Consider the following 25,487-nt stretch of genomic DNA (forward strand, 5'->3'; position numbering starts at 1 on the left):
CGTGCACCGCGTGGTCGTCACGGGGCTCGGCCCGGTGTCCGGCATCGGTATCGGCGTGCACGAGTTCACCGACGGGCTGCGCTCCGGCCGGTCGGCCGCCGCGCCCATCACGAGCTTCGACACGACGGGGTTCCCGCACCACTGGGCCGGTGAGGTGCCCGCGTTCCGGCCGGAGGCGCTGCTGCGGCGGCTGCGGGTCGCCGACTGGGGCCGCTCGGCGCTGTTCGCGGCGGCCGCCGCCCGGCTGGCCGCGCTGGACGCGGGTCTGTCGCTGCCGACCACCGACCCGGGGCGCGTCGGCGCGGTCATCGGCACCACGAGTGGCGAGTCCACGGTCGTGGAACAGCTCACCGCGGAACTGGTGGCCGACGGCTACCCGGCCATGTCGGCCGAGGCGCTGCGGCAGGCGCCGGCCGAGCGGCTGTCCTACGCGGTGAGCGCCGAGCTGGGACTGGCCGGGGAGTCGGTCACCCTCACCACCGCCTGCTCGGCCAGCAACTACGCCATCGGGTACGCGTACGACCTGTTGTGTTGGGGGGAGGCGGACGTGATGGTGGCCGGCGGCGCCGACTCGGTGTGCCGCTGGGCGCATGCCGGCTTCTACCGGCTCGGCGCACTTACCGAGCGGGCCTGCCGGCCGTTCGACCGGGACCGCTCCGGCATCCTCACCGGCGAGGGCGGCGCGGCCCTGGTGCTGGAGACCCTTGAGCACGCGCGGGAGCGGGGTGCCCGGATCTACGCCGAGGTGCTCGGGTACGGCGTCAACTGCGACGCCCACCACATGGTCGCGCCCAACGAGGACAGCGTCGCGGCGTGCATGCGGCTGGCCCAGGAGAACGCCGGGGTGAAGCCGGAGGACATCGACTACATCAGCACGCACGGCACCGGCACGCCCGCCAACGACCTGTGTGAGGCGCGGGCCATCCGGGCGGTGTTCGGCGAGCGGGTGCCGCCGGTCAGCTCGATCAAGTCGATGCTCGGGCACACGATGGGGGCGGCGAGCGGATTCGGCGCGATCGCCACCACGCTGGGCATCCGGCACGGGTTCCTGCCGCCGACCATCAACTGGGCCAACCCCGACCCGGAGCTGTCGTGGATCGATCCGGTGCCGAACACGGCCCGGCCGGCCACGGTGCGGGTCGCGCAGAACAACGGCTTCGCCTTCGGCGGCAACAACGCCATCACGATCTTCGGGGCGATCCGGTGACCGGCCTGGTGACCGGCTGGGGGGTGCTCAGCGCGGCGGGGGACTCGGTCACCGAGTTGCTGGCAGCCGTACGCGCCGGCGCCGTCGTCGGCGTGGACGTGCGCGACCGCTTCGACGAGCCGCTGCCCACGGCGCAGGCCCCGGCGATCGCCGACTTCGACGTACGCCGACTGCTGGGCCGCAAGGGCACCAGCTTCCTGGACCGGGCGACGGCGCTGGCGATGGTGGCCTGCGGGCGGGCGCTGGCCGACGGGGGACTCACCCCGGACGACGACAACCGGCACCGCGTCGGCGTGGTGCTGGGCACCACCACCGGCAGCCTGAAGTCCACCATGGACTTCTCCCGCGAGACGCTTGTGCAGGACAAGCCGTACCTGGTCAACCCGGTGTTGTTCCCGAACACGGTGATGAACTGCGCCAGCGGCCAGGCCGCGATCCGCTACGGGCTGCGGGGCGTCAACGCCACGGTGGCCGGCGGCCCGCTCGCCTTCCTGTACGCGCTGCGCTACGCGCTCAACGCCCTGCGCCGGGGATATGTCGACGCCCTGCTGGTCGGCGGGGTGGAGGAGTACACGCCGAACACGGCGTGGGCGGCGGAGCTGACCGGCGCCGGCCCGGCCGGTGAGGCGGCGGCGGTCTATCTGCTGCGCCGCCCGACACCCGGGCTGACCGGGACGCCGCGCGCCCAGGTACTCGCGGTGGCCACCGGTTTCCAACCGGAGCAGACCGCCGACGGGCTCGCCGGCTGCGTCCGTCGGGCGCTGGCCACGGCGAAGGTTCGCCCGGCCGACGTGTGGGCCATCGCGAGTGGTGAACTCGACGCCGACAGTCTCTCCGAGGTGGTGCCGGCTGCCGCGCAGCGGATGTCGGTGCGTCCGGCGCTCGGGGACTGCCAGTCTGCCACCGGCGCGCTGGCGCTGGGCGTGCTGCTGGGCCACTACGCCGAGGATCCGGCCGCGCGCGGTCGGCCCGCGCTTATCGTCGGGCGGTCGCGTGACGGCGCTGTCGCCGCGGCTGTGGTGCGGGGGTAGGACATGTCCGCGACCATCACCGCCACCGCCGTGCGTACCTGCTTCGGCGACGGCCCGGCCACCGTCGCGGCGCTGCTGCGGGGCGCGTGCGGCGCCGCCGGGTTGCGGCGCTCGGACCCGGCCCGGGTGGGCGTCGACTATGGCTACCCGATCGACGACGACCTGCCGTTCGGCCCGAGCCGCTGGCTGACCGACTGCGTCGCCGAGGCCCTCGCCGCCGCCGGCCTCGACCCCCATCGCCAGCGGGTGGTGAGTCTCGTCGGCACCGGGCTGCGCGAGTCGGCCGAGGTGGAACGGGCGGCCCTCGCCGGCTCGGTCGACTTTCCCACCGAGCGGCTGCACTTCGCCGACGCCGTCGCCGACGCGGCGCCCGGCGTGCAGCGGGTGGTCACCCTGGCCAACGCGTGCAGCGCCGGCGGTTCCGCCCTCGCCCTGGCGCAGGACCTGGTGGAGACCGGCGAGGCGGACGCCGTGCTGGTCGGCGGTACCGACGGCAGCAGCGCCTCCATGCTGGCGATGATCGGTCGGGTGGCCGGCCACCCGACCAGCCGGGTGCAGCCCTTCGACGCCGACCGGGCCGGCGTCCTGCTCGGCGACGGCGCGGCGGTGCTGGTCGTCGAGCCGGAACGACCCGACGGCCTGGCCCGGCTGCTGGCCACCGGGCTGTCCTGCGACGCCGGGCACGAGACGGCGCCCGACCCGGCGGGCATTCTGCGGGCGGTCCACGACGCCCACCGCCGCGCCGAGCGTCGGCCCGACCAGGTCGACCTGGTGCTGGCGCACGGCACCGGCACGATGCTCAACGACGAGACCGAGGCGCGCGTCATCGCGCAGGTGTTCGCCGGTTGTGCACCCGGCCCCCTGGTCACCGCCCTGAAGGGCGCCGTCGGCCACACGTCCGGAGGGTCGGCGCTGCTCAGCGTCGCCGTCGCCGTGGAGGTCCTGCGCACCGGCCGGGTGCCGCCAGTGGTCGGGCTGACCCGGCCGGCCCTCGAAGCTGCCTCGCTGCGGCTGGTCCGCGACGCGGCGGTGCGGGCCGACGTGCGGGTGGCGCAGGTGGACGCGTTCGGCTTCGGCGGTCTCAACGCCGTCACCCTCCTGGAGGCGCTGCGATGACCGGCCACGTCCAGGTCGGGCACCTCGCGCCGACACCGGACCGCACCGTGCCGCCGGCCGCGTCGCGCCGGCCGGGTCAGGTGACCCGCCCGGGGCGGTCCACGACGGACAACCCCGCCGCCGCCGATCCGGGCCGCACAGCCGGGGCCCACCCGGATCGCCCGGTGGCCGCCGTACTCGCGGCGGCACTGCACCTGCCGGGTGTCGACCTGCCGGCCGATGTCACCGGGATGTGGGCCGTCGACGAGGAGCCCGCCTGCCCGCCCGAGCGCGCCGCCGACCTGCTCGGCCGCAAGGGTCTGCTGGCCAAGGAGCCGGCGACCCGGCTCGCCCTCTGCGCCGTGCACCGGGCGCTGGGCCTCGCGCCGAAGGCGCCCCGCCCGAACGGGCCGGCGGATCCGCGTACCGCGGTGGTGGTCAGCTCCAACCTGGGCAACGTCGCCACCGTCGGCGACATCGCCCGCCGGCTGCGCGAGGGCGGCCCGCGCGAGGTCGGCCCGTTGGAGGCGCCGAACGCGTCCAGCAACGTCATCGCCGGCGCGATCGCGATCTGGTTCCGCTTCGGGGGCCCCAACCTCACCGTCTGCTCCGGGGCCACCGCCGGCCTGGACGCGATCTGGCTGGCCTGCCTGCTGCTGCGTACCGGCCGTGCCGACCGGGTGGTAGTGGTCGGCACCGAACCGGACGATCCGCAGGCCCAGGCCCTGCACGCGGCCCGCGACGGCGTCACCGACGGTGTGCCGCTGCGCGCCGGGGCGGCCTGCCTGCTGCTGGGCCGGGCCGACGCCGCGCCGCACCCGCTTGCCCTGCTGGGGCCGGTCCGGGCGGGCGTACCCGTCGACGGCACGCCACCCGGCCTCCTTGTCGACGCGGCCGCCGTGGCGGGTGACCACTACGGCGCCGCGGGGGTCGTGCACACGGCGCTGGCCGTACGCCTGGTCGACGCCACCCCGACCGTCACGGTCCGCTGCGGCGACCCCGTCGACGGCATCCGCGAACTCGACGTCCGGGCGGCGCGGCGATGAGCGGCACACCACCCCCGGTCACCGTGCACCGGCTCGCCGGACCGGACACCGCAACGCCGACAGTGCTGCTCGCGCACGGCATGTCCGACACCTGGCGCAGTTGGCGGCCCCTGGCGCAGCGGCTGCCCAGCGGCTGGCGGCTGCTCGCGGCCGAGCTGCCGTGGAAGGCCGGCACCGACCACCGCTGGCGTCGTCGGGGCACCCCGGGCGCCTGGCTCGCCGCCGCCGTCCGCGCCCTGGCCACTCCGCCGGACGTCGTGGTCGGCCACTCGCTCGGCGCGAACGCGGTGCTGGAGATGCTCGCCACCGAACCGGACGTCGCGCCGCGCGGGGCGATGCTGATCGCGCCGTTCTACTGCCCGCCCGACCTGTCGATCACCTGGGCGGTGCACGAGCGGGCGCAGGCCAACTTCGTGCAGATCATCGACGAGGGGCTGCGCCACCGTCTCGGCCCCCGCCTGGCCGACCTGGACCCGGAGACCCTGGCCGCGATGCGCGACATCATGGTGGACCGGATCGGCCCGGTGGGCTTCACCACGCTGTTCGACCACTTCACCGCGACCGCCGGCCTGCCGCTGCACGCGGTGACCGTGCCGACCATGGTGCTCACCGGTGGCCGCGACCCCGGCCTCGACGGTCCGCGCGTCGGCGCGCTGCGCGCCGAACTGCCCGACGCGCACGTCGTCGTGGAGCCGGAGTTCCACCACTTCTGTCATCTCGACCGGGCGGCCGAGGTGGCCCGACACGTCGCGGGCTTCGTCGAGAAGGTCTGCCCCGACCCCGCGATCCGAGGAGGTACGCCGTGACCACGGCGGTTGAGAACGCATCGGTGACGCTGTCCGCCCGACCCGGGTTCGAGGGCGCGAACATCCGCACCTGGATCGGGTTCAAACACTTCGCGTACCTGGTGGAGCAGGGTGTGCTGCAGTGGTTCCGGGAGCGGGGCCACGGCCCCGGGCGGCTCTACCACGAGCACGGGGTGGGACTGTCGATCCGGGACTGTTCGCTGCTGCTGCCCGCCGTCCTCGACGTCGACGACACCGCGACTGTGGTGACGACCCCCGCCGCCAACGGTCGATTCGCGGTGCGGATGGGTGTGCGCCGCGACGCCGACGTCACCGTGTGCCGGGCCCGGGTGCGGGTGGCCCTGGTGCGGGAGGCGGACGTACCGCAGGCGGCGCCGCTGCCGGCGGAGCTGGCCGGCCTCGCGGAGGAGCCGGCCGTCGGCGAGCCGGGCGCCCCCGCCGGCGTCGACCCGGCCGACACGTTGCGCGCAGCCGGCGCGGGCTTCGTGTGGCCGTGGCGGGTGCCCTACTTCTACTGCCAGTACTCGCAGCGGATGCAGCACTCCGGGTACGTCCGGCTGCTGGAGGAGGTGGTGGACCGTTACCTCGCCGACCGGGGAGTGTCGGTGGGCCGGATGCTGCGCGAGCGGGGGTGGATTCCGGTGGTCTCCCGCGCCCGGATCGAGGTGCTCGGCGACGCCCACCTCGACGAGCAGATGTGGGTCAGCTTCACCGTCACCGACGTGCTCAAGGACGTCACGTACGACGCCCGGATGGACTGCCACGTCGTCCGCGACGGCCGCCTGGTCCGGGTGGCGACTGCAAGCATCCTGCACGGGTACGCCGTGAGCCGCGGCCCCGAGGCGGGCCGGCTCGCCACCCTCGACGAGGACACCGTGGCGGCACTGACCGGCGGGCGGCGGTGATGGCCGCCAAGCAGCCCCGCCTGTACTTCTCCTTCCGCAGCCCGTACAGCTGGCTGGCGGTGGAGCGGCTGACCCGGGCGTTGGGCCGGCCGCAGGAGGCGCTGGAGTTCATCCCCTACTGGGATCCGGACGCGCGGACCGAGGCGGCGTTGACCGCCCGCGGCGGCACCTTCCACTACGTGCAGATGAGCAAGCCGAAGCACCTGTACCTGCTCCAGGACGCCAAGCGGCAGGCCCAACGGCTGGGACTGTCGATGCGCTGGCCGATCGACATCGACCCGTGGTGGGAGGTCCCGCACCTGGGCTGGTTGGCCGCCCGGGAACAGGGCGCGGGGGAGGCGTTCTACCGGGAGGTGATCGCCGCCCGCTGGCAGCGCGGCGAGGACGTCTGCACACCTGAAGTGATCTCCGAGGTGGCCGAGCGGGCCGCCGTGGACCCGGCGGTGGTGCTCGGCGCGGTGGACGACGAGGCCGTCCGGGCGGCCGGTGCGAACTGCCTGCTGCGGGCGTACGAGGAGGACATCTTCGGCATCCCCTACCTGCGGCTGGGCCCGCACCGGTTCTGGGGCGTGGACCGGGTCGACGACTTCCTCGCCGCGTACGCCGAGCGGACCGGGACGTCTGTCGCGCCTCCGGCGGTGCCGGCGGGAGTGGGCGGGTACGACACCGACACCGGAGGCGGCTGTGGCTGAGCGACGCAACCCGGAACAGGAACGCGTCCACCGCCGCCGGCAGTTGGTGCTCACGCTGCGCGCGTTCGCCCTCGCGGGGTTCGACGAGGGCGCGGGCGGGCACGTCACCGCCCGGGATCCGATCGATCCGGACACCTTCTGGATCAACCCGTTCGGCAGGCACTTCGCCCACGTGCGCGACGACGACCTGCTGCGCGTCGACCACACAGGTGACGTGGTCGACGGCTCGGGCCGGATCAACCCGGCCGGGTACGCCATCCACTCGGCCATCCACAAGGCCCGACCGGATGTGGTGGCCGCCGCGCACACCCACTCGATCCACGGTCGGGCGTTCTCGGCCCTCGGCCGGCCGCTCGCGCCGATCACCCAGGACGCGTGCGCCTTCTTCGAGGACCACGAGGTCCACGACGAGTACGGCGGTGTCGTCCTCGACGGCGCGGAGGGTGACCGTATCGCGGCGACTCTGGGCACCGGCAAGGCAGTCGTCCTGCGCAACCACGGGCTGCTCACGGTCGGTGGCTCGGTGGCCGAGGCGGCGTGGTGGTTCCTGGCGATGGACCGCTGCTGCCAGGTGCAGATGCTCGCCCAGGCGGCCGGCGAGCTGGTGGTGATCCCCGCCGACGCGGCCCGGGCAGCGCGGGCGGACATCGGCACCGCGCAGATCGCCCGCCTGAACTTCCGGCCGGTCGCGGAGCACGTCCTGGCCGTCAGCCCCGACCTCACGCACGGCACGACGCCCAGACAGGAGTGACGAGTGGCCGAGCTGCTGAAGACCATGGTCCGGGACCGGGCCGGCGACGTCGCGCTGACCGACGAGCGGACCACCCGGACGTGGGCGGAGCTGGACCGGTCGGTGGACCGGTGGATCGGGGTGCTGCGCGGGGCCGGCCTGGACGTCGGTGACCGGGTGGCGTTCGTTCTCGGCAACCGGCACGAGACCTTCGAGGCGCTGCTCGCCTGCGTGCACGCGGGACTGGTGGCGGTGCCCGTCAACTGGCACCTCACCGCGCCGGAGATCGCCCACATCCTGACCGACTGCGGCGCCCGGGCGGTGCTCACCGAGGCGGCGTACGCGCCGACGGTGCGCGACGCGGTGGCGCGTACGCCGGACGGCCCCGACCTGCTGGTGAGCGTCGACGGCGGGGACGGGTGCACGGCTGTGGACGACCTGCCGGTGGGCCCACCCGTCGCGGCGCTCTCCGGTGGCGTGCTGCTCTACACCTCGGGCACCAGCGGACGCCCCAAGGGCGTGGTCAACCCGCTGCTCAAGGTGGGCGCCCCGATCGACCGGGTGGCGGCCACCACCGAGGCGCTCGGCGGCGGGTTGGGCATCCCGACGCAGGGCCAGGCGCTGCTTGTCGGTCCGTGGTACCACTCGGCGCAGTTGTTCTTCGCCCAGTTTCCGCTGCTGCGCGGCTGTGGGCTGGTGCTGCGACGCGGGTTCGACCCGGCCGAGGTGCTGCGGGTGATCGACGAGGAGAAAATCACGATCAGTCATCTGGTGCCCACCCAGTTCATCCGCCTGCTCCGGGTCGACGCGGCGACCCGGGCGGCGTTCTCCGGCGCGAGCCTGGCCCGGATCTGGCACGGCGGAGGCCCCTGTCCGCCGGAGACCAAGCGGGCGATGATCGACTGGTGGGGGCCGGTGTTCGTGGAGTACTACGCCGCGACGGAGGCCGGCATCGTCACCCTCGCCGACTCGCACACCTGGCTGGCCCGACCGGGCACTGTGGGCCGGCCGGCGCCGCCGACCGAGGTGGTGGTGGTCGACGACGAGGGCCGGCCGGTGCCCGCCGGGCAGGAGGGCCGGGTGGCCGTGCGGCGGCCCCCGGGCCGGGGTTTCCACTACCACAACGCCCCGGAGCAGACCGAGCAGGCGCACGTCGCCCCGGACACGTTCACCGTCGGTGACCTGGGCCACCTGGACGCCGACGGCTACCTGTTCCTCACCGGCCGCTCGGCGGAGCTGATCGTCACCGGCGGCGTGAACGTCTATCCCGCCGAGGTGGAGGCGGTGCTGTCGACGCACCCCGCCGTGCAGGACAGTGTGGTCATCGGGGTGCCGGACGAGGAGTTCGGCGAGCAGGTTCGGGCGGTGGTGCAGCTCGACCCGGCGTGGCCGGCCGAGGGCGTCGAGCAGGTCCTCGACGTGCACTGCCGCACCAGTCTGGCCGGTTTCAAGGTGCCGCGCTCGTACGAGGTGGTCGACCGGATCCCCCGCGAGCCCACCGGCAAGCTGCCCCGGGGGGCGTTGCGGGACCGCTACCGGCCGGCCGTGGTGTCGCCGGGTCTGCTCGCGGACCCGGCGAGCTACCTGACCGGTGTGCCGCACGACGAGTTCGCCCGCCGCCGACGGGAGGCGCCGGTGGCCTGGGTCGAGGAGGTCGAGCTGACCCGCACCGACCAGGACCGGTCGGTGCGGTCCCGGGGCCGGGGTTTCTGGGCCGTCACCCGCCACGCGGCGGTGTCCGAGGTGTCCCGTGATCCGGCGACGTTCTCGTCGGCGGCCGGCGGGGCGTTCCTCGCCGACCCCCGGACACCTGAGGACCTGCACCGCAACCGGCAGCTGCTGATCAATATGGACGCTCCGGAGCACGCCTGGGTGCGGCGGCTGGTGGCGGGGGCGTTCACGCCCCGTGCGGTGGGCCGCCTCGGTGAGCTGGTGACGCGGCACGCCGAGGAGGTGGTCTCCCGGGCGGTGGCCGCGCGCGACATCGACGTGGTGGCGGACCTCGCGGCCGAGCTGCCGCTGCTCGTCCTCACCGACCTGCTCGGTGTGCCACGGGAGGACCGCCGGTTGCTGTTCGACTGGAGCAACAACCTGGTCGGGTTCGACGATCCACGCTACGGCGGCGGCAGCGTGCAGCGCTACCGGGACACCTTCGCGGCGGCCTTCTCCTACGTCCGGGAGCTGGCGGCCCAGCGACGGGCCGCGCCCACCGACGACCTGCTCAGCCTCCTCGTGCACGCCGAGGCCGACGGTCGGGGCCTGACCGACGCGCAGCTGTGCCAGTTGTGGCTGCTGCTTGTCATCGCCGGCAACGAGACCACCCGGCACCTGATCTCCAACGGGGTGCAGGCGTTGCTGGAGCACCCCGAGCAGCGGGACCGGCTGATCGCCGAACCCGACCTGACCGCGAGCGCCGTCGAGGAGCTGCTGCGCTGGGTCACACCGATCATGCAGTTCCGGCGCACCGCCACCCGCGACACAGTCCTCGACGGCACCCGCATCGCCGCCGGGGACAAGGTCGTCATCTACTACGCCTCGGCCAACCGGGACCCGGCCGCGTTCACCGACCCCGACCGGCTGGACCTCGCCCGCGATCCCAACCCGCACCTGGCATTCGGTATCGGCCCGCACTTCTGCCTGGGCGCGCACCTGGCCCGGCTGGAGATGTCGGCCTTCCTCACCGCGATCCGTCCGCACCTGGCCCGGCTCCGACTGACCGGGCCGGTACGCCGGATGCGGACCAACTTCATGAACGCCGTCACCGCGATGCCCGCGCGCTTCGACGTCGCGCCGGAAGGGGAGTGACCCCATGCCACTGGACCTGCACTGGTTCCTGCCGACGCACGGCGACGGCCGTGACCTGGCCGAGCCCGCCCGTGGTCGCGGCGCCCGGCCGTCGCGCATCACCCGCCGTCCGCCGGACATCGGCTACCTGGCGCAGGTGGCGCGCGCCGCCGACCGGTTGGGTTTCGCCAGCGTGCTCACGCCCGCCGGGCTGTTCTGCGAGGACCCGTGGGTGGTGGCGTCCGCGCTGGCCGCGCAGACCGAACGACTGAAATTCATGATCGCGTTACGGCCGGGCCTCGCCTCGCCCACGCTCGTCGCGCAGATGGCCGCGTCCCTGCAACGTGTCTCGGCGGGCCGGGTGCTGCTCAACATCGTCGCCGGCAGCGACCCGGACGAGCAGCGCCGCTACGGCGACTGGCTGGACCACGACGCCCGCTACGCCCGCGCGGAGGAGTTCCTCACCGTGCTCGGTGGACTGTGGGCCGGCCAGCCGGTCGACCACAGCGGTGAGCACTACCGGGTGAAGGCCGCTCTGCTGGCCCGGCCGCCGGCCACCGCTCCGGCCGTGTTCCTGGGCGGGTCCTCGCCGGCGGCGCAGCGGGCGGCCGCCCGGCACGCGGACGTCTATCTGGCCTGGGGTGAGACGCCGGCCCAGCTCGGCGAGCTGCTGGGTCGCGCACGCGACCAGGCGGCGGAGGTCGGCCGCACACTGCGCACCGGAAGTCGACTCCACGTGATCACCAGGGACACCGCGCGGGAGGCGTGGGCGGAGGCGGACCGGCTCCTGGCCGGCGTCGACCAGGCGCGGATCGCCGCCGCTCGGCAGCGCTTCGCTCGCACCGACTCGGAGGGCCAGCGGCGGGCGGCGGCGCTGCACGCCGACGGCAACGACCGGATGGAGGTGTACCCGAACGTCTGGGCGGGCTACTCCCTGATCCGCCCCGGTGCCGGTGCGGCGCTTGTGGGCAGCCACGAGGAGGTCGCCGAACGGATCGCCGAGTACCACGCCGCCGGGGTGGACCATCTGATCCTGTCCGGGCAGCCGCACCTGGAGGAGGCGTACTGGTTCGGCGAGGGAGTGTTGCCGCTGCTGCGCCACGACGGTCTCCTCGACCCCGCGACCGACGCGCACACCCCGACCGACGCGGGAGCAGGGACCGACGCGGACGCCGGGTCCCGACGGACCCCGGAGCTGGCGGTGGGCCGATGAGCCGGCCCGTCGCGGAGCTGCCGATGACCACGCTGATCGGCAACCCGAAACCCCATTCCCGTACGCGGACTGTCGCGCTTGCCACCGCGGCCGCCCTGCACTCCCGACTGACCCACTGCCCGACCCCGGTCGGAGCGCCGACGGTGGTCGACCTGGCCGAGCTGACGGCCGAGCTGGTCGGTCAGGGCAGCCGGCCGGAGACGCTCGACGAGGTGCTGGAGGCGGTACGCCGGCCGGGGCTGCTGCTGGTGGCCAGCCCCACGTTCAAGGCGGCGTACAGCGGCCTGCTGAAGCTCTTCGTCGACGTGCTGCCCCGGGGTGCGCTCACCGGGGTGGTGGCGGTGCCGGTGATGACCGCCGCCCGGTCCGGTCACCGGCACGTCGTCGACACCTACCTGGGCGCGCTGCTGGCCGAGGTGGGCGCATACGTGCCCGCGGCCGGCCTGTGTGTGCTGGAGCGCGAGTTCGACACGGCGGAGGTAGGCATCGAGCGCTGGCTGGACCGGGCGGCGCCGGCGGTGGTGGACGCGCTCGCCGGGGTGCCCGGCGAGCGCGCCGAGCCCGGGGTCAGCCGGCGTTGACCTCGGTGTCGTGCTTGCGGCGCATCCGGCTGATCCAGCCCTGTGCCGTGTGCACCGGAACGTCGAAGTGCTCGGCGACGGCGCTGATCGTGCCGACCTGCTCGTAGACCGCCTCCAGGTCCGCCGGGTCGGGCGCCCGGCGGTACGCGCGACCGGCCTTGAGTCGGCTGAGCCGGTCCGGTTCGCCGGCCCGGCGTGCGGGCCGGGGCGGCAGCGGTCGCGGTGCGGTCTCGGTGGCGGTGGTCGCGGGGACCGGCCCGACCGTCACGGCCGGACGGGGTGCGGCTTCGGCGCGGCTCCTGTCCCGGTCCTGTGGGGGGATGAAGGCGCGCAGCAGGGCATCGAAGTCGACGTAGGGCAGCTCGCCGGTCAGGCCGGCGCTCTGCGGCGCGCGGACGGTGAGCTCCCGTACGACCGGGTGCCCGTTGCCGGTCTCCAGACGCACGACGGTCTGGGCCACCGGGCCGGTGATCTCCTCACCGTCGTCCTCAACGGGCACGATGGTGATGATGTATTGACTCACGACGATGCCTTTCCTGCGCATCTCCGGGCGAGCCAGTGCGGCTTCCGGCCCCCCGGTCAACCCTGTCGGGTTTGACCTGTGGTGGGAGACAAGATATCAGATTCCCGCAGGCAGAAGGCGAGATATCCGACACTCGCCACGGGACGCCTATCCTTCATCTCCGTTTTATTGTGGGCATCAACGCTCAAATCGGGCTCTCCGGGCCGCAGACCCTCGATCCTCGGTCGCGGATCGCGGATCGACAGACCGGGACACCAGCAACGCGGCCAGGCCGGCCCGCGACGACACCCCCGTCTTGCGGAAGATCCGGGTCAGGTGGGCCTCGACCGTCTTGACCGTCACGTACACCTGGTCCGCCGCCTCGGCGTTGCTCGCACCGGCGGCCACCAGCCGGGCGATGTCCCACTCCCGCCGCGTCAGGGTCAGCTCCCCGCCCGCGCCGGCGGCCGCGGCCGGCAGGCGGCCCGCGGCCCCGGCCGCGCGGCTCTGCTCGCCGGCCACCGAGCGTCGCAGCGGCGGGGAGTCGACAAGCTCCGCGATGCGGCGGGTCTCGGCGAGTTCGACCTCCGCCGCCGACCACTCCCGGGCGTCGCACAGGGCCCGTGCGCGCACCAACCGCGCCGACGCCTCCTCCAGCCTCCATCCCAGACTCGCGAAGGCGTCGGCCGCGGCGGCGGCCAGCTCCGCGGCACAGCGCGGATCCGCCTCCAGGGTCAGCCGTGCGCGGGCGGTCCGGGTCAACGCGCTCTGCCCGCGCAACCCCAGCCGCTCGGCGTACCCCTCCGCCACGGCCAACCAGCGCGCGGCCTCGTCGCACCGGCCGGCCTTGTGGGCCATCTCGGCCAGGGCCGAGGCCCAGCAGGCCCGGTTGGTCACCTCGACCTGGTCGAGACCATCGCCGCCGCAGGCGCGCAGCAACGTCGACGTCGAGCCGGCCCGGTCGCCGGCGAGGAAGCGCAGACGCACCGACACGCGCTGACTCGCCCCGTCGTACCAGTTCTCGCGGCGGGTGCTGGCGTCCAGCACGGCGGTGTCGGCCAGGTGGCGCGCCGCCGCCGGGCCGCTGCGCCACGCCACCGCGATGGCCCGGTACGCGCGCGCCAGCGCCACCATCGGGTCGATGCCCATGGCGACGGCCACCTCCTCGGCGTCCTCACCCTCGACCCGGGCCCGGTCCAGGCTGCCCAGTCGGGCGGTCACCGCGCAACGGCCCACCAGCAGCCAGGGGGTCAGCGCCACGAGACCCCCGCGGCAGCAGATGTCCAGCGCACGGTCGAAGTGGTGCAGGGCGGAGCGTTCCCGCTCGTGGAAGTACTCCGCCCAGCCCAGCAGGGCCAGCAGGTCCGGGTGCCGGGCGAGGTCGGTGTCGGCGAACGCGTCCACCTCGGACGACGCCCGGTCCAGTGTCTCGGACACCCGGATCCCACAGTCGGTGTACGCGGCCACGAACGACTGCACCACCGCCGCCGTGGTCGCGCAGACCGCCGAGCCGGTGCGTTCGGCCAGCGGGCCCAGACTCCGGGCGTGCTCCGCCGCGTCGGGCGCCGCGCAGAGGGCACCGGCGATCGCGGCCTCGACCGTCAGCAGGAAGTGAGTGTGCGGCTCCACCCGCCCGTCCCGGTACGGCAGCAGCAGCGCGTACGCGTCGAACGGCCGGCCCAGCAGCCGTTCCACCCGCGCCCGTGCGGCCACCGCCCGCAGCCGCTTGTCGCAGTCGGCGAGCGGACGGCGGGTGAGTTCCTGTAGCAGGGTGCGGGCCTGGCGCAGTTGACCCGCACCGACAAGCGCGTCGGCCATCGCGAACTCCAGCCGCGTACGGCGTGGTTCGGTGACCTCGGCGGCGGGCAGCAGCCGCTGGACGTTTGTCAACCACCGGATCGCGTCGAGCCGGGGCACGAGACCGCTCTCCGCCGCCTCGATCAGCGCGTCGGCGGTCGCCGGTTCGGCGCACTGGCCGCTGGCCGACAGGTGTTCGGCGTACCGGGTGACCGGATGTCCGAGTTCGCGCAGGACGCGGGCCGCCGTCGCGTGCAGGCGTCGTCGCCGGCCGGGAGACAGCGAGCGGTACACCACGGTGCGGTCCACCTCGTGGCGGAAACGCAGGGTCGACGCCTCGGTGGGGTCGGTCCGCAGCAGGTCGACGGCCACCAGCGCGTCGAGCAGGTCGCTGGTGACCTCCGGGCCGCGATCGGCGAGAGCCGCGGCCAGCGCCGGCTCGAACCCGTCCGGGCACACCGCGACGGCCTCCAGCATCTGCCGCTGCTCGTCGGTGAGCGCGTCGAGGTCGAGCTGGACCGCGCCTGTGACATCGACGGGCAGCTCGGCGGGCAGGCCACGAAGGGCCGCGACCGGGCCGTCCAGGGCACCCGGCCGGTAGGCGAGAACGTAGCGGGGCACACCACCGGAGAGCACGTGGACCCGCTGGGCGGCGCGTCCCTCCGCCAGCCCGAGCAGCGCGGCGACGCTTGCGGGATCCAACGGTGTCAGGGTGACCGCCCGGCGGCTCAGGTGGATGCCGGCGGCGAGCGCGGTGGTCACCCGGGTCGGCATCTGCCGCGGCCGGTACGCGGTGACCCACAGCAGACCCGCGGGCGGCGCCTGCGCGAGTCGACCGAGCAGCGTGGCCGTCGCGGGCGACGCGCCGTGCAGGTCGTCCAGGAGTAGCAGCAGCGGACCGCCGGCGCGGGCCGCCGTGGCGGGCTCCTCCGTCAGCGCCGCGAGGACCTGCCCGATCTGCTGGGCGTCGTGGCCGGTCGCGGCGAGCACCGGCACCCCGGCTCGTCGGGCTCGTGCGGCGACCTCGCGCAGCAGCCGGGTCTTGCCGGTGCCGGGGTCACCCACGAACTCGATCATGGCGGGTTGGCCGTCGCGGACCCCGGACAGGGCGCGGTCGAACAGGTCGAGCGCGCAGTTGCGCCCGACCAGGGGGTCGAGAGGGTCGCCTGCCGGTGGCGGGGCGAACTCCTCCTCGCTGATGTTCATCGGCTCTCCACGACGGACACCCGTACGGTGCGGCCCGTCGGCGTACGCCATCGGGTCGGCGGGTCGTGCGGTGCGGCGACGGCCTGACGGCCTGGTCGGACGCGACGGCGCGGCGCGCGTTGGCTCAGCTTCAACTGCCACCCCCCAGGATCTGTCCCGTTCGGGCCTCTCGGCGTGCCCGATACCGGCGCCAATTGCCGGCGCTCGGGCGAGCGGCAGGTGCAACTCTAGGTCCGCTTGCCAAGAACTGCGATCGCGGGACCGGTTGCTCGCATTGCCGAAGAGAGCAAATGTTGATGCCCAAAAACCGAAATAGCGGACTTGAGTCTTGACACAGCGCACGTTGGCGGTTGCGTTGAGTTCACGACAATGTGGGGTTTCCCCTACTGTCGCATCGTTCCCCGTCGCTTAATGTCGACCCCGGCGGTGCGACGCCTTCTGGGGGGACTTCGGATGACCGTTCAGTACCGATCCTATCTGGACAATTCGTCAGATGCCGAGGTGATGCTCAACGAGTCGGAACGATGGCACGCATTTCAGTGCCTTTTACCGCCACGTGCGGCGGTTGCCGACGCGTTCCTGACCCGGGGCATCAGCCCGCTGCTGCACGGCCTTCAGGCCACCGGTGAACTGTCCGCCTGGTCATTCACCCGACAGTCGCCACGGGTGGTGTGTCTGCACCTGCTCGGCAGTGCGCCACGACTGCTGGCGGCCCGACTGGCGGGGCTCTGCCTGGCGGTCGGGGCCGAGGGGCCCGTGCACCTGCCGCACCTCGCCGCTCCGCCGGCGCGCGATCCCCGGCTGGTCGACGTGGCGGTGGACCTGATCGGGATGACCCCGGGGCGGCAGGCCCGCCTCGGCGCCGCCGTGGACCTGGCGATGGTGGCGGCCATACGCAGTTGCCCCGCCCTGCGCGGCGACAGCGAGCTCGCTCCGACCGAGGCCGCGGCGGCCCTGCCGAGCGCGCGCTGGCAGCGGATCGCCACCGCGCTGCAGACCGAACGCCACCCGCTGACCTGCTGGTCACACCTGCTGGAGGCGTTTCGCCGCGCACCCGACTACGAGAGCGCGATGACGTTCGACCTGGTCCACCTGCTGCACAATCAGCTCGGGCTCACCAAGCGCGACGAGCAGCGGGTGCACGCGGGTCTGATCCGCTCCCTGTCGCGGCGCCGGGCCGGCGCGCGCCGGTCGCCCCGCTCGCATCTGAGCGTCCCGCATCCCGGGCCGGTCCGCCCGAAGCGGTGAACGAGGCATGCGGCGTCCCGGCCGGGGCGGTCGACCGCCCGGCGAGGAGTCGACGCATGCGGCACTGAGGTGTCCGCGGTGTTCCGGCGCGGGGGCGTACGCCGGAACACCGCGGGTGCAGGGTCAGCGTGCCAGCCACTGCCGGTAGGACGTCGGCGCGAGCACGGCGCCCTCCTTGGCGATCAGCACGTCACCGGGAACGGCCGCGAACATGCCGGCGCTGTCGTCGGCAATGACGGCGCGCGGGTCGCCGTGCGCGGCGAGGGTGATCCGGCCCAGCTCGTCGAGTCCGAACACGTCGGGGCCGGCGACGTTGCGGACGCCCCGCAGGGGTGCGCCCACGCTGACGTCGGCGACGGCCTGGGCCACGTCGGCCGCGGCCATCGGTTGTACGGGGGTGCGGGGCAGGCGGACGCCGGTCTCGTCGGCGGTCCAGGAGAGGACCGCGTCGATGAACTCGAAGAACTGCGTGGCGCGGACGATCGAGTACGGCACCGCGCTGGCCTTGAGGATGTCCTCCTGGAGCACCTTGGCGCGGTAGTAGGCCAGGTCGGGCACCTGGTCGACGCCGAGGATGGACAGGATCACCGCGTGGCCGACGCCGGCCCGCTCGGCGGCAGTCACGAGGTTGTCCATTGTCGTCTGGAAGAAGGCGGGGGAGGCGTCGTCGAAGGTCGGCGAGTTGGTCAGGTTGACGACGACGTCGGCGCCCGTGAGCGCCTCGGGCAGACCCTGCCCGGTGAGGAGGTCGACACCCGTCGACTGCGAGTGCGGAACCGCCTCGTGCCCGCCCGCCCTCAGAATCGTGACGACCTGGGACCCGATCAGTCCGGTCCCGCCCAGCACGGCGATCTTCATGTCCGTTCCACCTTTCCTGCCTGTTTTGTCCGACTTAACTCGGACCTCCTATGTCCGAGAACTATACTCGGACACAATGAATCCGGGTATCGGGGTGGTTAGGGTGAGGCGATGAAGATGTCCGGCGGGGTCGAGTGGGCGCTGCACTGCTGCGTCGTGCTCACGGCCAGCAGCAGGCCCGTCCCGGCCGCCCGGCTCGCGGAGCTGCACGACGTCTCCGGCAGCTACCTCGCCAAACAGCTCCAGGCGCTTGCCCGCGCCGGGCTCATTCATTCCGTGCAGGGCAAGGCGGGCGGGTACGCGTTGACCCGCGCTCCGGAGAGCATCAGCCTGCTCGACGTGGTCCACGCCGTGGACGGGCCGGGCCCCGCCTTCGTCTGCACCGAGATCCGCCAGCGCGGCCCGCTGGCCAGCCCACCCGAGGCCTGCACCCGCGCCTGCCCGATCGCCCGCGCCATGGCGAGCGCCGAGAAGGCGTGGCGTGCCGCCCTGGCCGCTGTCACGATCGCCGACCTCGCCCGCGACGTCGGCGTCGACTCCGGCCCCGAGGCCCTGGCCGGGGTCAGCGCGTGGCTCACCGGCGACAGCGCCGGCTGACCGCGCTCAGCCGGTGTGGCGTACCTCGGTGTCCCAGATCTGCGCCCACGGACGCCGCAGCCCCCGACAGACGTAGATCGGACCGTCGTTCTCGTCGTTGTCCACCTCGACCCGCTGATCCACCCGCCCGGCGAGCGCGCACTCGTCGAACCAGGCGTTCAGCGCGTCGGGACGCTCCCAGCCGACGACTATCGCCACGTCCGCGTCGGCGGGCGGACGGCCGAAGTCGACAATGCTGTTGTGCCCGGAGTACGCCCGGGGAAGCCCACGGGCCGGCCCGTAGCGGGCGACCGCCCCGGCCTCCCCGTAGTTGCCGGTGAGGATGACCGCCCGCGCGCGCTCCTGCGCCGGCAGGCCACGATGGACGGCGGCGACCGAGTCGGCGAACGCCGGCCAGCCGATGGTCTCGCCGGCGTCGTAGTTGACGTCGACCACGAAAGCGGGCAGCCGTTCGGCCGGCAGCACCGGCAGCAGCAGCACGACGTTGGGCAGGAGGAACAGCACGGCGCCCGCCGCCAGCACCGCCCGCCGCAGCCACGCCGAGCCGCGCGACGCCCAGGCGGCGGTCACCACCGCGCCCGCCGCGACGAGGACGAGCAGCAGGGGCGCGTCGTAGTAACCCTTGCCGCCAGCGACCAGGACGACGCCGACCACGACCACCCAGGCCCAACCCACCGCGCGGTACGCCCGCCACGCCGGCCGGCGCAGCAGCGCGACGAGACCGGCGATCCAGATCGGCACGGCGTACGGGCTGATGATGAGGAACTGCAGGGTGAACGCGTCGAGGCGACCGCTGTAGGAGCTGTCGCCGTCGGCGATAGAGGCGGCCACGCCGAGCTGTGGGAAGCCGTGCGCGGCCTGCCAGATCAGGTTCGGCGCGGCCAGCAGCACGGCGATCCCGGCGGCGGCGAGCACCCACTTCTCGCGCAGCAGCCGACGCGGCCCGGCGATCAGCACCCCGGCCAGCAGACCGACGGCCAGCAGCGCGGGCAGCAGCTTGTTGAGCATGCCCACGCCGAGCACCAGCCCGAGCGCGAGCGCCCACCGGTTGTCCCCGGTGCGCAGCAACCGCACCGCGCACCACGCCGCCCCGAGCCAGACCAGCAGGTCGACGGTCGTGGTGCTGAGCAGGTGACCACTGGCGAGCACGATGCCGGACAGCGCGGCGAGCACCGCCGCGACAATCTGCGCGCCCCGGCCCGCGCCCAGCTCGCGGGCGATGGCGGCGACCAGCAGCACCGCGCCGCCGGCCAGCAGCGCCGACGGCGTACGCAGCACCACCAGGTTGCCCGGCGCGATCGTGTCGAGCAGCCGGGCCAGCGCCGGAACGAGCGGGCCCTGGTCGACGTAGCCCCAGTCGAGGTGCCGGCCGCAGAGCAGGAAGTAGAGCTCGTCGCGGTGATAGCCGTACCGGCCGGCGAGCAGCAGCAGCGTCACGCTCGTCGCCGCGGCCACCAGCCACGGGCCGCGCGTACGCCCGCCGGGCTCGGGTGGCGCCGCCGACGGCGGCGACTGGATGGGCCGGTCGATGTCGGTCGCGGGCTCGCTCACGGGCCCATGATGACCGGCGGCGTCGCCGCGTGGGTGCCCGTACCGGCGTTCGGCACCGTCCCGAATGCGGGTGGTCTGGGCGAGTGCGAAGATCAGTTTGGTAACTCGGACCGAGAGGACGACATGCGATATCGCACTCTGGGCGCCACCGGCACGGTGGTGTCCACCCTGTGTCTGGGCACGATGACCTTCGGCGCGGAGACCGACGAGGCCGGCAGCTTCGCCCAACTGGACCGGTTCGTCGAGGCCGGCGGCACGTTCCTCGACACCGCCGACGTCTACTCCACAGGTGTCTCCGAGCAGATCGTGGGCCGCTGGCTGCGGGCACGTCCGGACCTGCGGGACCGCCTCGTCATCGCCACCAAGGGCCGCTTCCCGATGGGCCCGGGCGCGAACGACGCCGGCCTGTCCCGTGTGCACCTCACGCGCGCCCTGGACGCCAGCCTCCGGCGGCTCGGCGTCGAGGCCGTCGACCTGTACCAGGCTCACGCGTGGGATCCGCTGACCCCGCTGCCGGAGACGCTGCGCTTCTTCGACGACGCCGTGCGCGCCGGCAAGATCCGCTACGCGGGGGTCAGCAACTTCACCGGTTGGCAGTTGCAGAAGGCCGCCCTGCTCACCCAGCACCTCAACCTCACCCCGATCGTGACCCTCCAGCCGCAGTACAACCTGCTGGCCCGGGAGATCGAGTTCGAGCTGGTGCCGGTCTGCGAGAACGAGGGCATCGGCATCCTGCCGTGGTCGCCGCTGGGCGGCGGCTGGCTGACCGGCAAGTACCAGCGCGACAGCACGCCCACCGGCGCCACCCGGCTCGGCGAGAACCCCGAGCGCGGCGTGGAGGCGTACGCGGGTCGCAACGCCGAGGAGCGCACCTGGCGGGTGCTCGACGCGGTCGGCCAGATCGCCCGGGACCGTGGCGTGTCCATGTCGGCGGTGTCGCTGGCCTGGCTGGCGGCCCGACCGGCGGTCACCTCGGTGATCCTCGGCGCGCGGACCACCGAGCAGCTCGACGACAACCTGACCGCCGGCGACCTGGTTCTCGACGCCGAGCAGATGCGGTTGCTGGACGAGGCGAGCGCCCCGCTGGTCGGCGACTACCCGTACGGCGGCGCCGGCGTGCGCCAGCGTGGCCGCGACCTGCCGACCGGGTCATGATTCCCTTCCCCGAGCCCACCAGCCCGGCCGGCAGCCGCTCCGAGGTGTTCCTGCGCTACCTCGACTACTTCCGCGAGTCCGTGGTGGCCAAGGTGTCGGCGCTGGCGGAGCCGGAGCTGCGACAGAGCCGTCTGCCGTCCGGGTGGACCCCGTTGGAGTTGCTCACGCACCTGCGTCACGTCGAGCTGCGCTGGATCGAGTGGGGTTTCCAGGGCCGGGCGGTCGCCGAGCCGTGGGGTGACCGCCGCGACGACCGCTGGTACGTCGCTCCCGTCGAGACCCTCTCCGACCTGGTGGCGGCGCTTCGGGCGCAGGGCGCGCACACCACAGCCGTGGTGTCGGCGCACGACCTGTCGGAGATCGGCGCGCCGGGCCCACGCTGGAACGGCGCCGACCCGGCGTCGCTGGAGCGGGTGCTGTTCCACCTCGTCCAGGAGTACGCCCGCCACCTCGGCCACCTCGACGTGGTCGCCGAACTCGCCGGCGGACCGACCGGCGAGTGAGGCCGGCGGGCATCGCCGGGCCGCTCGGCCGAGCAGAATGACGGGATGCCGCTGCTCGTCACGCCCGCCCTGCCCGCCGGGAGTCTCGCCAGCCGAGAGCAACCCCACCTTGCGGTACGCCCCGGGCTGGCGCTGCGGCCGTGGCACGACGGGGACGCTCCGGTCGTGCGGGCGGCGTTCGACTGTCCGGCGATCCAGCGCTGGCACGCGCTCCGGTTGGACGACGACGCCGAGGCCAGGGCGTGGACGGCGCAGTGGGTCGGCCGTTGGCGTGCCGAGACGGCCGCCAGTTGGGCGATCGTCGACGCCGACGACCGGCCGGTCGGTCAGGTGGGACTGCGGCAGGTGTCGCTGGTGGAGGCGTCGGCGGACGTGTCGTACTGGGTGCTGCCCGCCGCGCGCGGCGCAGGGGTCGCCGCCGCGGCGCTGGGGGCGCTGACCCGGTGGAGCTTCGCGGCGGGGTGGCACCGGCTGGCCCTGGAGCACTCGACCGGCAACGCGGCGTCGTGCCGGGTGGCCACCCGTTCGGGCTTCACTCCGGAGGGTGTGGTGCGGGGTTCGGTGCGCCACGCCGACGGCTGGCACGACATGCACCTGCACGCGCGGCTGCGCACCGACGGCCCGATCTGATCACCCGATCTACTCGGTGGTCGGCGCGGATGCCGTCGGCGTCGCGTCATCCTGGGGTGTTGGTAAGAACGGCGACACCAGGGGCCAAGTAGTTGATCTTCACGAGCCGCCCGGGGCGGTCGGTGGTGGTTGAGCTGGTGTCCCGTTAGGGGATCGTCCACCGGGCACCGCCAGGCTGGCGGACTCGGCCGTTCCGTCCCTGGTCGCCGAGTCCCGTAAGACCCGCCCGGTGAAGTGCCCGGTCAGCGGGGGCCAATCGGTACGGTGACGCCATGAACGGCCTTAAGATCGGCTATGCCCGGGTGTCCACTGACGAGCAAGACCTGAGCGCGCAGTTGGCCGCGCTCACCGAGCTCGGTGTTGGCACTGACCGGATTTACGTCGACAAGGGCCTGACCGGAACCAACCGGGCCCGGCCGGGTCTGCGCGAGGCCCTCGCGGCGTGCCGGGCCGGCGATCAGCTGGTCGTGACGAAGCTGGACCGGCTCGCCCGTTCGGTCACCGACGCACACGACATCGCCAAGGAGCTGACCGCCCGGCAGGTCAAGCTCAACCTCGGCGGCTCGATACACGACCCGACCGACGCGATGGGCAAGCTGCTGTTCACCACCTTGGCGATGATCGCCGAGTTCGAGGCAACGGCGACACCGAATCGCTGCGCGAAGCCCTGTCCCGCGACTCGACCGTGCTGGTCCAGTTACGGTCGCTGCCGCGCAAACGCGCCCGCCTACACACCCTGGCAGGCCGACCCCGCGATACCGCCGGTGGTCCTGCTCGGCTCGACGCGCGCGGTCCGCGCTTGGCTCGACACCCTTCCTGGTACGCCGTGACGGCTCACTCGGTGAACTCACAGAACGACAGCGCCTTGTCGAACCGCCCGGCGACCAGGTCCTGGTGCCGGATCAGGAACCGCCCGTTCACGTACTCCTCGTGCGGCACCGCGAACTGGGCCAGCGCCACCCACCCGCGCAGCACGGCCTCCTCGGAGCTGTCGTCGGCCAGGATCGACTCGGGGCTGTTCTGCGCCGACACCGAGTACCCGCCGAGCAGCAGGTCGTCCTCGATCCACGGCACCCGGCCCGGCCAGAGCCGGTCGACGACCGCGTTGAGCTGTGCCATGCCCGGAATGTCGCGGGTCAACTGTTTCTCCAGGTCGGTCAGGAACTCCGGGGACTGATTGAGCCAGTCCGGCAGGTCCGGCTCGACCCGCGCGTACAGGTCGTGTTCCGGGCCGGTCAGCGGTTCGTCGTCGCAGTCGTCGTCCGGCGGCCCGGTCGGCGCCGTCACCGTGCCGGCTGGCACGTGCACGACCCGGGCGAACTGCTGCTCCTCCGGCACCGAACGCGACGACATGGCCGCCTCGGGCGACAGAAAGAAAAGCAGCGAGCCGCCCGCCGGCAGGGCGAACCCGGCGATCCGGGGGAGCGCCGCACAGTCGACCGCCGCCAGGTACGGCAGCGGCACCCCCGGCCGGATGCACGGCCAGGCGATGTCGGCCGGAAGGTGCGGCAGCCCGCCGAATCGTCCGGCGCGCACCCCGTCCGGCCCGGCGCCGGCCCTGATCCGGAATCGAAGGACGAGTTCGGCGTAGCGGGCCGCCTCGTCCCGCGGCACACCCTGCTCGGTCGCGGCCCGCAGAAATCGATCCTGGTAGTCCATGACAGGACATAGTGGCAGAGCTATCCGACACTATGGCGGCTCGCCGCGACCCGGGTGTCTACTGGTGAGACCGCGTATTCAACTGTCACGGATTCGCCCACCAGTCCCGTCCTCTCCATCACTTTCCGTAGTGCCTGGGGACAAGCCGGACGGCCGGGCGCGTGGGGTTGAATGTGGCGGTGACCGCTCATGATGTTGCTGGAAGCCTGCCGGATATCGCGACTCTGCGGGAGCGCTGTCGCGCGTTGGCGGTGCTGGAGGCGATCCTGAGCCCGGAAGAGGAGTCTCGGTACTACTCGTTCACGTCGGCCTGGTCGGAGGGCGAGGAGCTGGCGTCGATGGACAACGGCTCCGGGGACGCCTGGTCGATCGTGTTCTCCCCTGCGGGCGCCTTTCTTCGGGGATTCGATCATGAATCTTCGATGAGCCCGGCCGTGAACGACGAGGAGTTGTGGCCGGGACTGGTCGACGCGGTGCCGGACGTGTTCTCTGCCGCGGTGAACGAACCGGCGTTCAGTTACGAAGGGCTCGGGCAGGCGCTCGGCGACGTCGTCGACCACCAGGACGACGACACCGCCTGATCAGCCCTCACACCTAGATCATCTTTTTGGCCCCTGGTGTCGTGGTTCTTACCAACACCCCATCCTCGTCGACGCGCCGCATCGCCCGGGGCAGTCGCAGCGCGACGATGCCGGTGGCCACCAGGCCGCCGACACCCGCGACCACAAGGGTCACCGGGGCGGACGTGGCGTCGAGCAGCAGACCACCGGCCAGGTAGGACGTCGCGGCGGCGACACCGATCGCGCCGTACAGGTTCCCGAAGACCCGCCCGAGCAGGCCCGCCGGAACCGTCCGTTGCAGCAGGGTGCTGGAGGCGACGTCCATGGCCGCCAATCCGAACCCCCTGACCCCCTGTAGGGCGATCGCGGCGGCGACGGCCCAGGCGAGCCCGGTCAGCAGGTTCCCGACACTGCTGACCCCGAAGCCCACGATCAGCAGCAGCGGCATCGACGCCCGGGTGCCCCACCGGGACAGGATGGCGTAACCGGCGACAAGTCCGACGCCGACCGCGCCCAGCAGCAGCCCGACGGCGGAATTGCCCACCGTGAAGGTGTCGCGGGCCAACAGCAGCAGCGCCACGTCGTCGACCCCGTTGAAGGCGACCACCGCGGTGAAGCCCAGGAAGATCACCCGTACCGTGGGAACACTCAACAGATAGCCGATTCCCGCTCTGGCCTGTCGCAGCAGGGACGGCCGGCGCGCGTTGCCGGTCACCGCCGGCAGGGAGGGCAGCGTCGCCAGCAGCACGGCCGAGAGGAGAAACGACACCGCGTCGACGAGGAGCAGGCCACGCACTCCGACCAGCGGGAACAGGGCCGCGGCGAGGAGCGGGCCGGCCGCCTCCGCCGCGTTGGAGCCGAACCCGATTGTGGAGTTGGCGGTCTCCAGGTCACGGTCGGCGCACAACGCGGGTACCGCCGCCCGAGACGCCGGTTGGAAGACCTGCGCGGCGGTGGCGCGGATCGCGACGAGGGCCAGCAGCACCGGCAGCGGAGGCAGCGTCAGCACGATCACCAGCAGGACCGCGGCCTGGACGAGTTCGCAGGCGACCATTAGCCCGTGTTTCATAAGGCTCGGAGGTACTGGTTGATGGCGGCGATGGTCAGGGTGGCTTCGTAGCGGACGGCCAG

The 25,487-nt window shown here is 73.3% G+C and carries 23 protein-coding genes and 1 pseudogene; 18 read left to right on the forward strand and 6 right to left on the reverse strand.

The window, feature by feature from the left end; all coding sequences use genetic code 11:
- Position 1: 1 nt before the first annotated feature.
- From ACLQ26_RS24540 to ACLQ26_RS24590, 11 genes are read left to right on the forward strand one after another with little or no spacing between them, the layout of a single operon-like run.
- A complete protein-coding gene (locus ACLQ26_RS24540) occupies positions 2-1,207 on the forward strand; it encodes a beta-ketoacyl-[acyl-carrier-protein] synthase family protein (RefSeq protein WP_425746668.1) in 1,206 nt (401 codons plus the stop codon).
- Complete coding sequence (locus ACLQ26_RS24545) at positions 1,204-2,238, forward strand: beta-ketoacyl synthase N-terminal-like domain-containing protein (RefSeq protein ID WP_425746669.1); 1,035 nt, start codon at positions 1,204-1,206, stop codon at positions 2,236-2,238. The genes ACLQ26_RS24540 and ACLQ26_RS24545 overlap by 4 nt, the downstream gene beginning before the upstream one ends.
- A 3-nt stretch (positions 2,239-2,241) precedes the next feature.
- Positions 2,242-3,354: a beta-ketoacyl synthase N-terminal-like domain-containing protein gene (locus ACLQ26_RS24550; protein ID WP_425746670.1), complete on the forward strand. Its 1,113-nt coding sequence runs from the start codon at positions 2,242-2,244 to the stop codon at positions 3,352-3,354.
- Complete coding sequence (locus ACLQ26_RS24555) at positions 3,351-4,379, forward strand: beta-ketoacyl synthase N-terminal-like domain-containing protein (RefSeq protein WP_425746671.1); 1,029 nt, start codon at positions 3,351-3,353, stop codon at positions 4,377-4,379. Before ACLQ26_RS24550 ends, ACLQ26_RS24555 begins: the two co-directional genes overlap by 4 nt.
- On the forward strand, positions 4,376-5,185 hold the full coding sequence (locus ACLQ26_RS24560) for an alpha/beta fold hydrolase (protein WP_425746672.1): 810 nt from the start codon (positions 4,376-4,378) through the stop codon (positions 5,183-5,185). The genes ACLQ26_RS24555 and ACLQ26_RS24560 overlap by 4 nt, the downstream gene beginning before the upstream one ends.
- On the forward strand, positions 5,182-6,090 hold the full coding sequence (locus ACLQ26_RS24565) for an acyl-CoA thioesterase (RefSeq protein ID WP_425746673.1): 909 nt from the start codon (positions 5,182-5,184) through the stop codon (positions 6,088-6,090). The genes ACLQ26_RS24560 and ACLQ26_RS24565 overlap by 4 nt, the downstream gene beginning before the upstream one ends.
- Positions 6,090-6,782 carry a 2-hydroxychromene-2-carboxylate isomerase gene (locus ACLQ26_RS24570; protein ID WP_425746674.1) on the forward strand — a complete coding sequence of 231 codons (693 nt, stop codon included), beginning with the start codon at positions 6,090-6,092 and terminating at the stop codon, positions 6,780-6,782. Before ACLQ26_RS24565 ends, ACLQ26_RS24570 begins: the two co-directional genes overlap by 1 nt.
- Complete coding sequence (locus tag ACLQ26_RS24575) at positions 6,775-7,533, forward strand: class II aldolase/adducin family protein (protein WP_425746675.1); 759 nt, start codon at positions 6,775-6,777, stop codon at positions 7,531-7,533. The genes ACLQ26_RS24570 and ACLQ26_RS24575 overlap by 8 nt, the downstream gene beginning before the upstream one ends.
- Before the next feature lie 3 nt (positions 7,534-7,536).
- Positions 7,537-10,317, forward strand: coding sequence for a cytochrome P450 (locus ACLQ26_RS24580; RefSeq protein ID WP_425746676.1), 2,781 nt, complete (start codon positions 7,537-7,539; stop codon positions 10,315-10,317).
- Positions 10,318-10,321: 4 nt separating this feature from the next.
- Entirely contained in the window at positions 10,322-11,509 is a 1,188-nt protein-coding gene (locus ACLQ26_RS24585) for an LLM class flavin-dependent oxidoreductase (protein WP_425746677.1), read from the forward strand.
- On the forward strand, positions 11,506-12,090 hold the full coding sequence (locus ACLQ26_RS24590) for an NAD(P)H-dependent oxidoreductase (RefSeq protein ID WP_425746678.1): 585 nt from the start codon (positions 11,506-11,508) through the stop codon (positions 12,088-12,090). The genes ACLQ26_RS24585 and ACLQ26_RS24590 overlap by 4 nt, the downstream gene beginning before the upstream one ends.
- On the opposite strand, the gene ACLQ26_RS24595 is transcribed toward ACLQ26_RS24590, so the two are convergent.
- Positions 12,077-12,589 (reverse strand): hypothetical protein, encoded by a 513-nt coding sequence (locus ACLQ26_RS24595; protein WP_363685929.1) that lies wholly within the window; start codon positions 12,587-12,589, stop codon positions 12,077-12,079. The two genes, ACLQ26_RS24590 and ACLQ26_RS24595, sit on opposite strands and share 14 nt — an antisense overlap.
- Positions 12,590-12,790: 201 nt before the next feature.
- On the reverse strand, positions 12,791-15,595 hold the full coding sequence (locus ACLQ26_RS24600) for a LuxR C-terminal-related transcriptional regulator (protein WP_425746679.1): 2,805 nt from the start codon (positions 15,593-15,595) through the stop codon (positions 12,791-12,793).
- A 453-nt stretch (positions 15,596-16,048) separates the two neighbouring features.
- Here ACLQ26_RS24600 and ACLQ26_RS24605 point away from each other — a divergent pair, with 453 nt between their 5' ends.
- Complete coding sequence (locus tag ACLQ26_RS24605; RefSeq protein WP_425746680.1) at positions 16,049-16,843, forward strand: hypothetical protein; 795 nt, start codon at positions 16,049-16,051, stop codon at positions 16,841-16,843.
- Between the two features lie 123 nt (positions 16,844-16,966).
- Here the strand turns inward: ACLQ26_RS24605 and ACLQ26_RS24610 are convergent, their stop codons facing one another.
- Positions 16,967-17,701 (reverse strand): SDR family oxidoreductase, encoded by a 735-nt coding sequence (locus ACLQ26_RS24610; RefSeq protein ID WP_425746681.1) that lies wholly within the window; start codon positions 17,699-17,701, stop codon positions 16,967-16,969.
- 111 nt (positions 17,702-17,812) lie between these two features.
- Between ACLQ26_RS24610 and ACLQ26_RS24615 the strand changes: the two genes are divergently transcribed.
- Complete coding sequence (locus tag ACLQ26_RS24615) at positions 17,813-18,298, forward strand: RrF2 family transcriptional regulator (RefSeq protein WP_425746682.1); 486 nt, start codon at positions 17,813-17,815, stop codon at positions 18,296-18,298.
- 6 nt (positions 18,299-18,304) lie between these two features.
- Here ACLQ26_RS24615 and ACLQ26_RS24620 read toward each other — a convergent pair whose 3' ends face one another.
- Positions 18,305-19,849 carry an ArnT family glycosyltransferase gene (locus ACLQ26_RS24620; protein WP_425746683.1) on the reverse strand — a complete coding sequence of 515 codons (1,545 nt, stop codon included), beginning with the start codon at positions 19,847-19,849 and terminating at the stop codon, positions 18,305-18,307.
- A 123-nt stretch (positions 19,850-19,972) separates the two neighbouring features.
- Between ACLQ26_RS24620 and ACLQ26_RS24625 the strand changes: the two genes are divergently transcribed.
- The 4 genes from ACLQ26_RS24625 to ACLQ26_RS24640 all read left to right on the forward strand — a co-directional run bounded on the left by ACLQ26_RS24625 (position 19,973) and on the right by ACLQ26_RS24640 (position 22,967).
- Entirely contained in the window at positions 19,973-21,004 is a 1,032-nt protein-coding gene (locus ACLQ26_RS24625; RefSeq protein ID WP_425746684.1) for an aldo/keto reductase, read from the forward strand.
- A complete protein-coding gene (locus ACLQ26_RS24630) occupies positions 21,001-21,507 on the forward strand; it encodes a DinB family protein (RefSeq protein ID WP_425746685.1) in 507 nt (168 codons plus the stop codon). Before ACLQ26_RS24625 ends, ACLQ26_RS24630 begins: the two co-directional genes overlap by 4 nt.
- Positions 21,508-21,552: 45 nt before the next feature.
- Positions 21,553-22,137 carry a GNAT family N-acetyltransferase gene (locus ACLQ26_RS24635; protein WP_425746686.1) on the forward strand — a complete coding sequence of 195 codons (585 nt, stop codon included), beginning with the start codon at positions 21,553-21,555 and terminating at the stop codon, positions 22,135-22,137.
- 272 nt (positions 22,138-22,409) lie between these two features.
- Complete coding sequence (locus ACLQ26_RS24640; protein WP_425746687.1) at positions 22,410-22,967, forward strand: recombinase family protein; 558 nt, start codon at positions 22,410-22,412, stop codon at positions 22,965-22,967.
- 4 nt (positions 22,968-22,971) lie between these two features.
- Here the strand turns inward: ACLQ26_RS24640 and ACLQ26_RS24645 are convergent, their stop codons facing one another.
- Positions 22,972-23,796, reverse strand: a complete 825-nt coding sequence (locus ACLQ26_RS24645) for a DUF1963 domain-containing protein (RefSeq protein WP_425746688.1) — start codon at positions 23,794-23,796, stop codon at positions 22,972-22,974.
- Between the two features lie 173 nt (positions 23,797-23,969).
- Between ACLQ26_RS24645 and ACLQ26_RS24650 the strand changes: the two are divergent.
- Positions 23,970-24,335 (forward strand): annotated as a pseudogene (locus ACLQ26_RS24650) (hypothetical protein); the annotation flags it as partial.
- A 55-nt stretch (positions 24,336-24,390) separates the two neighbouring features.
- Here ACLQ26_RS24650 and ACLQ26_RS24655 read toward each other — a convergent pair.
- Positions 24,391-25,425 carry an MFS transporter gene (locus ACLQ26_RS24655; RefSeq protein WP_425746689.1) on the reverse strand — a complete coding sequence of 345 codons (1,035 nt, stop codon included), beginning with the start codon at positions 25,423-25,425 and terminating at the stop codon, positions 24,391-24,393.
- Positions 25,426-25,487: the final 62 nt, after the last annotated feature.

Source organism: Micromonospora sp. DT43 (assembly GCF_049841645.1).
Taxonomy (GTDB): Bacteria; Actinomycetota; Actinomycetes; order Mycobacteriales; family Micromonosporaceae; genus Micromonospora.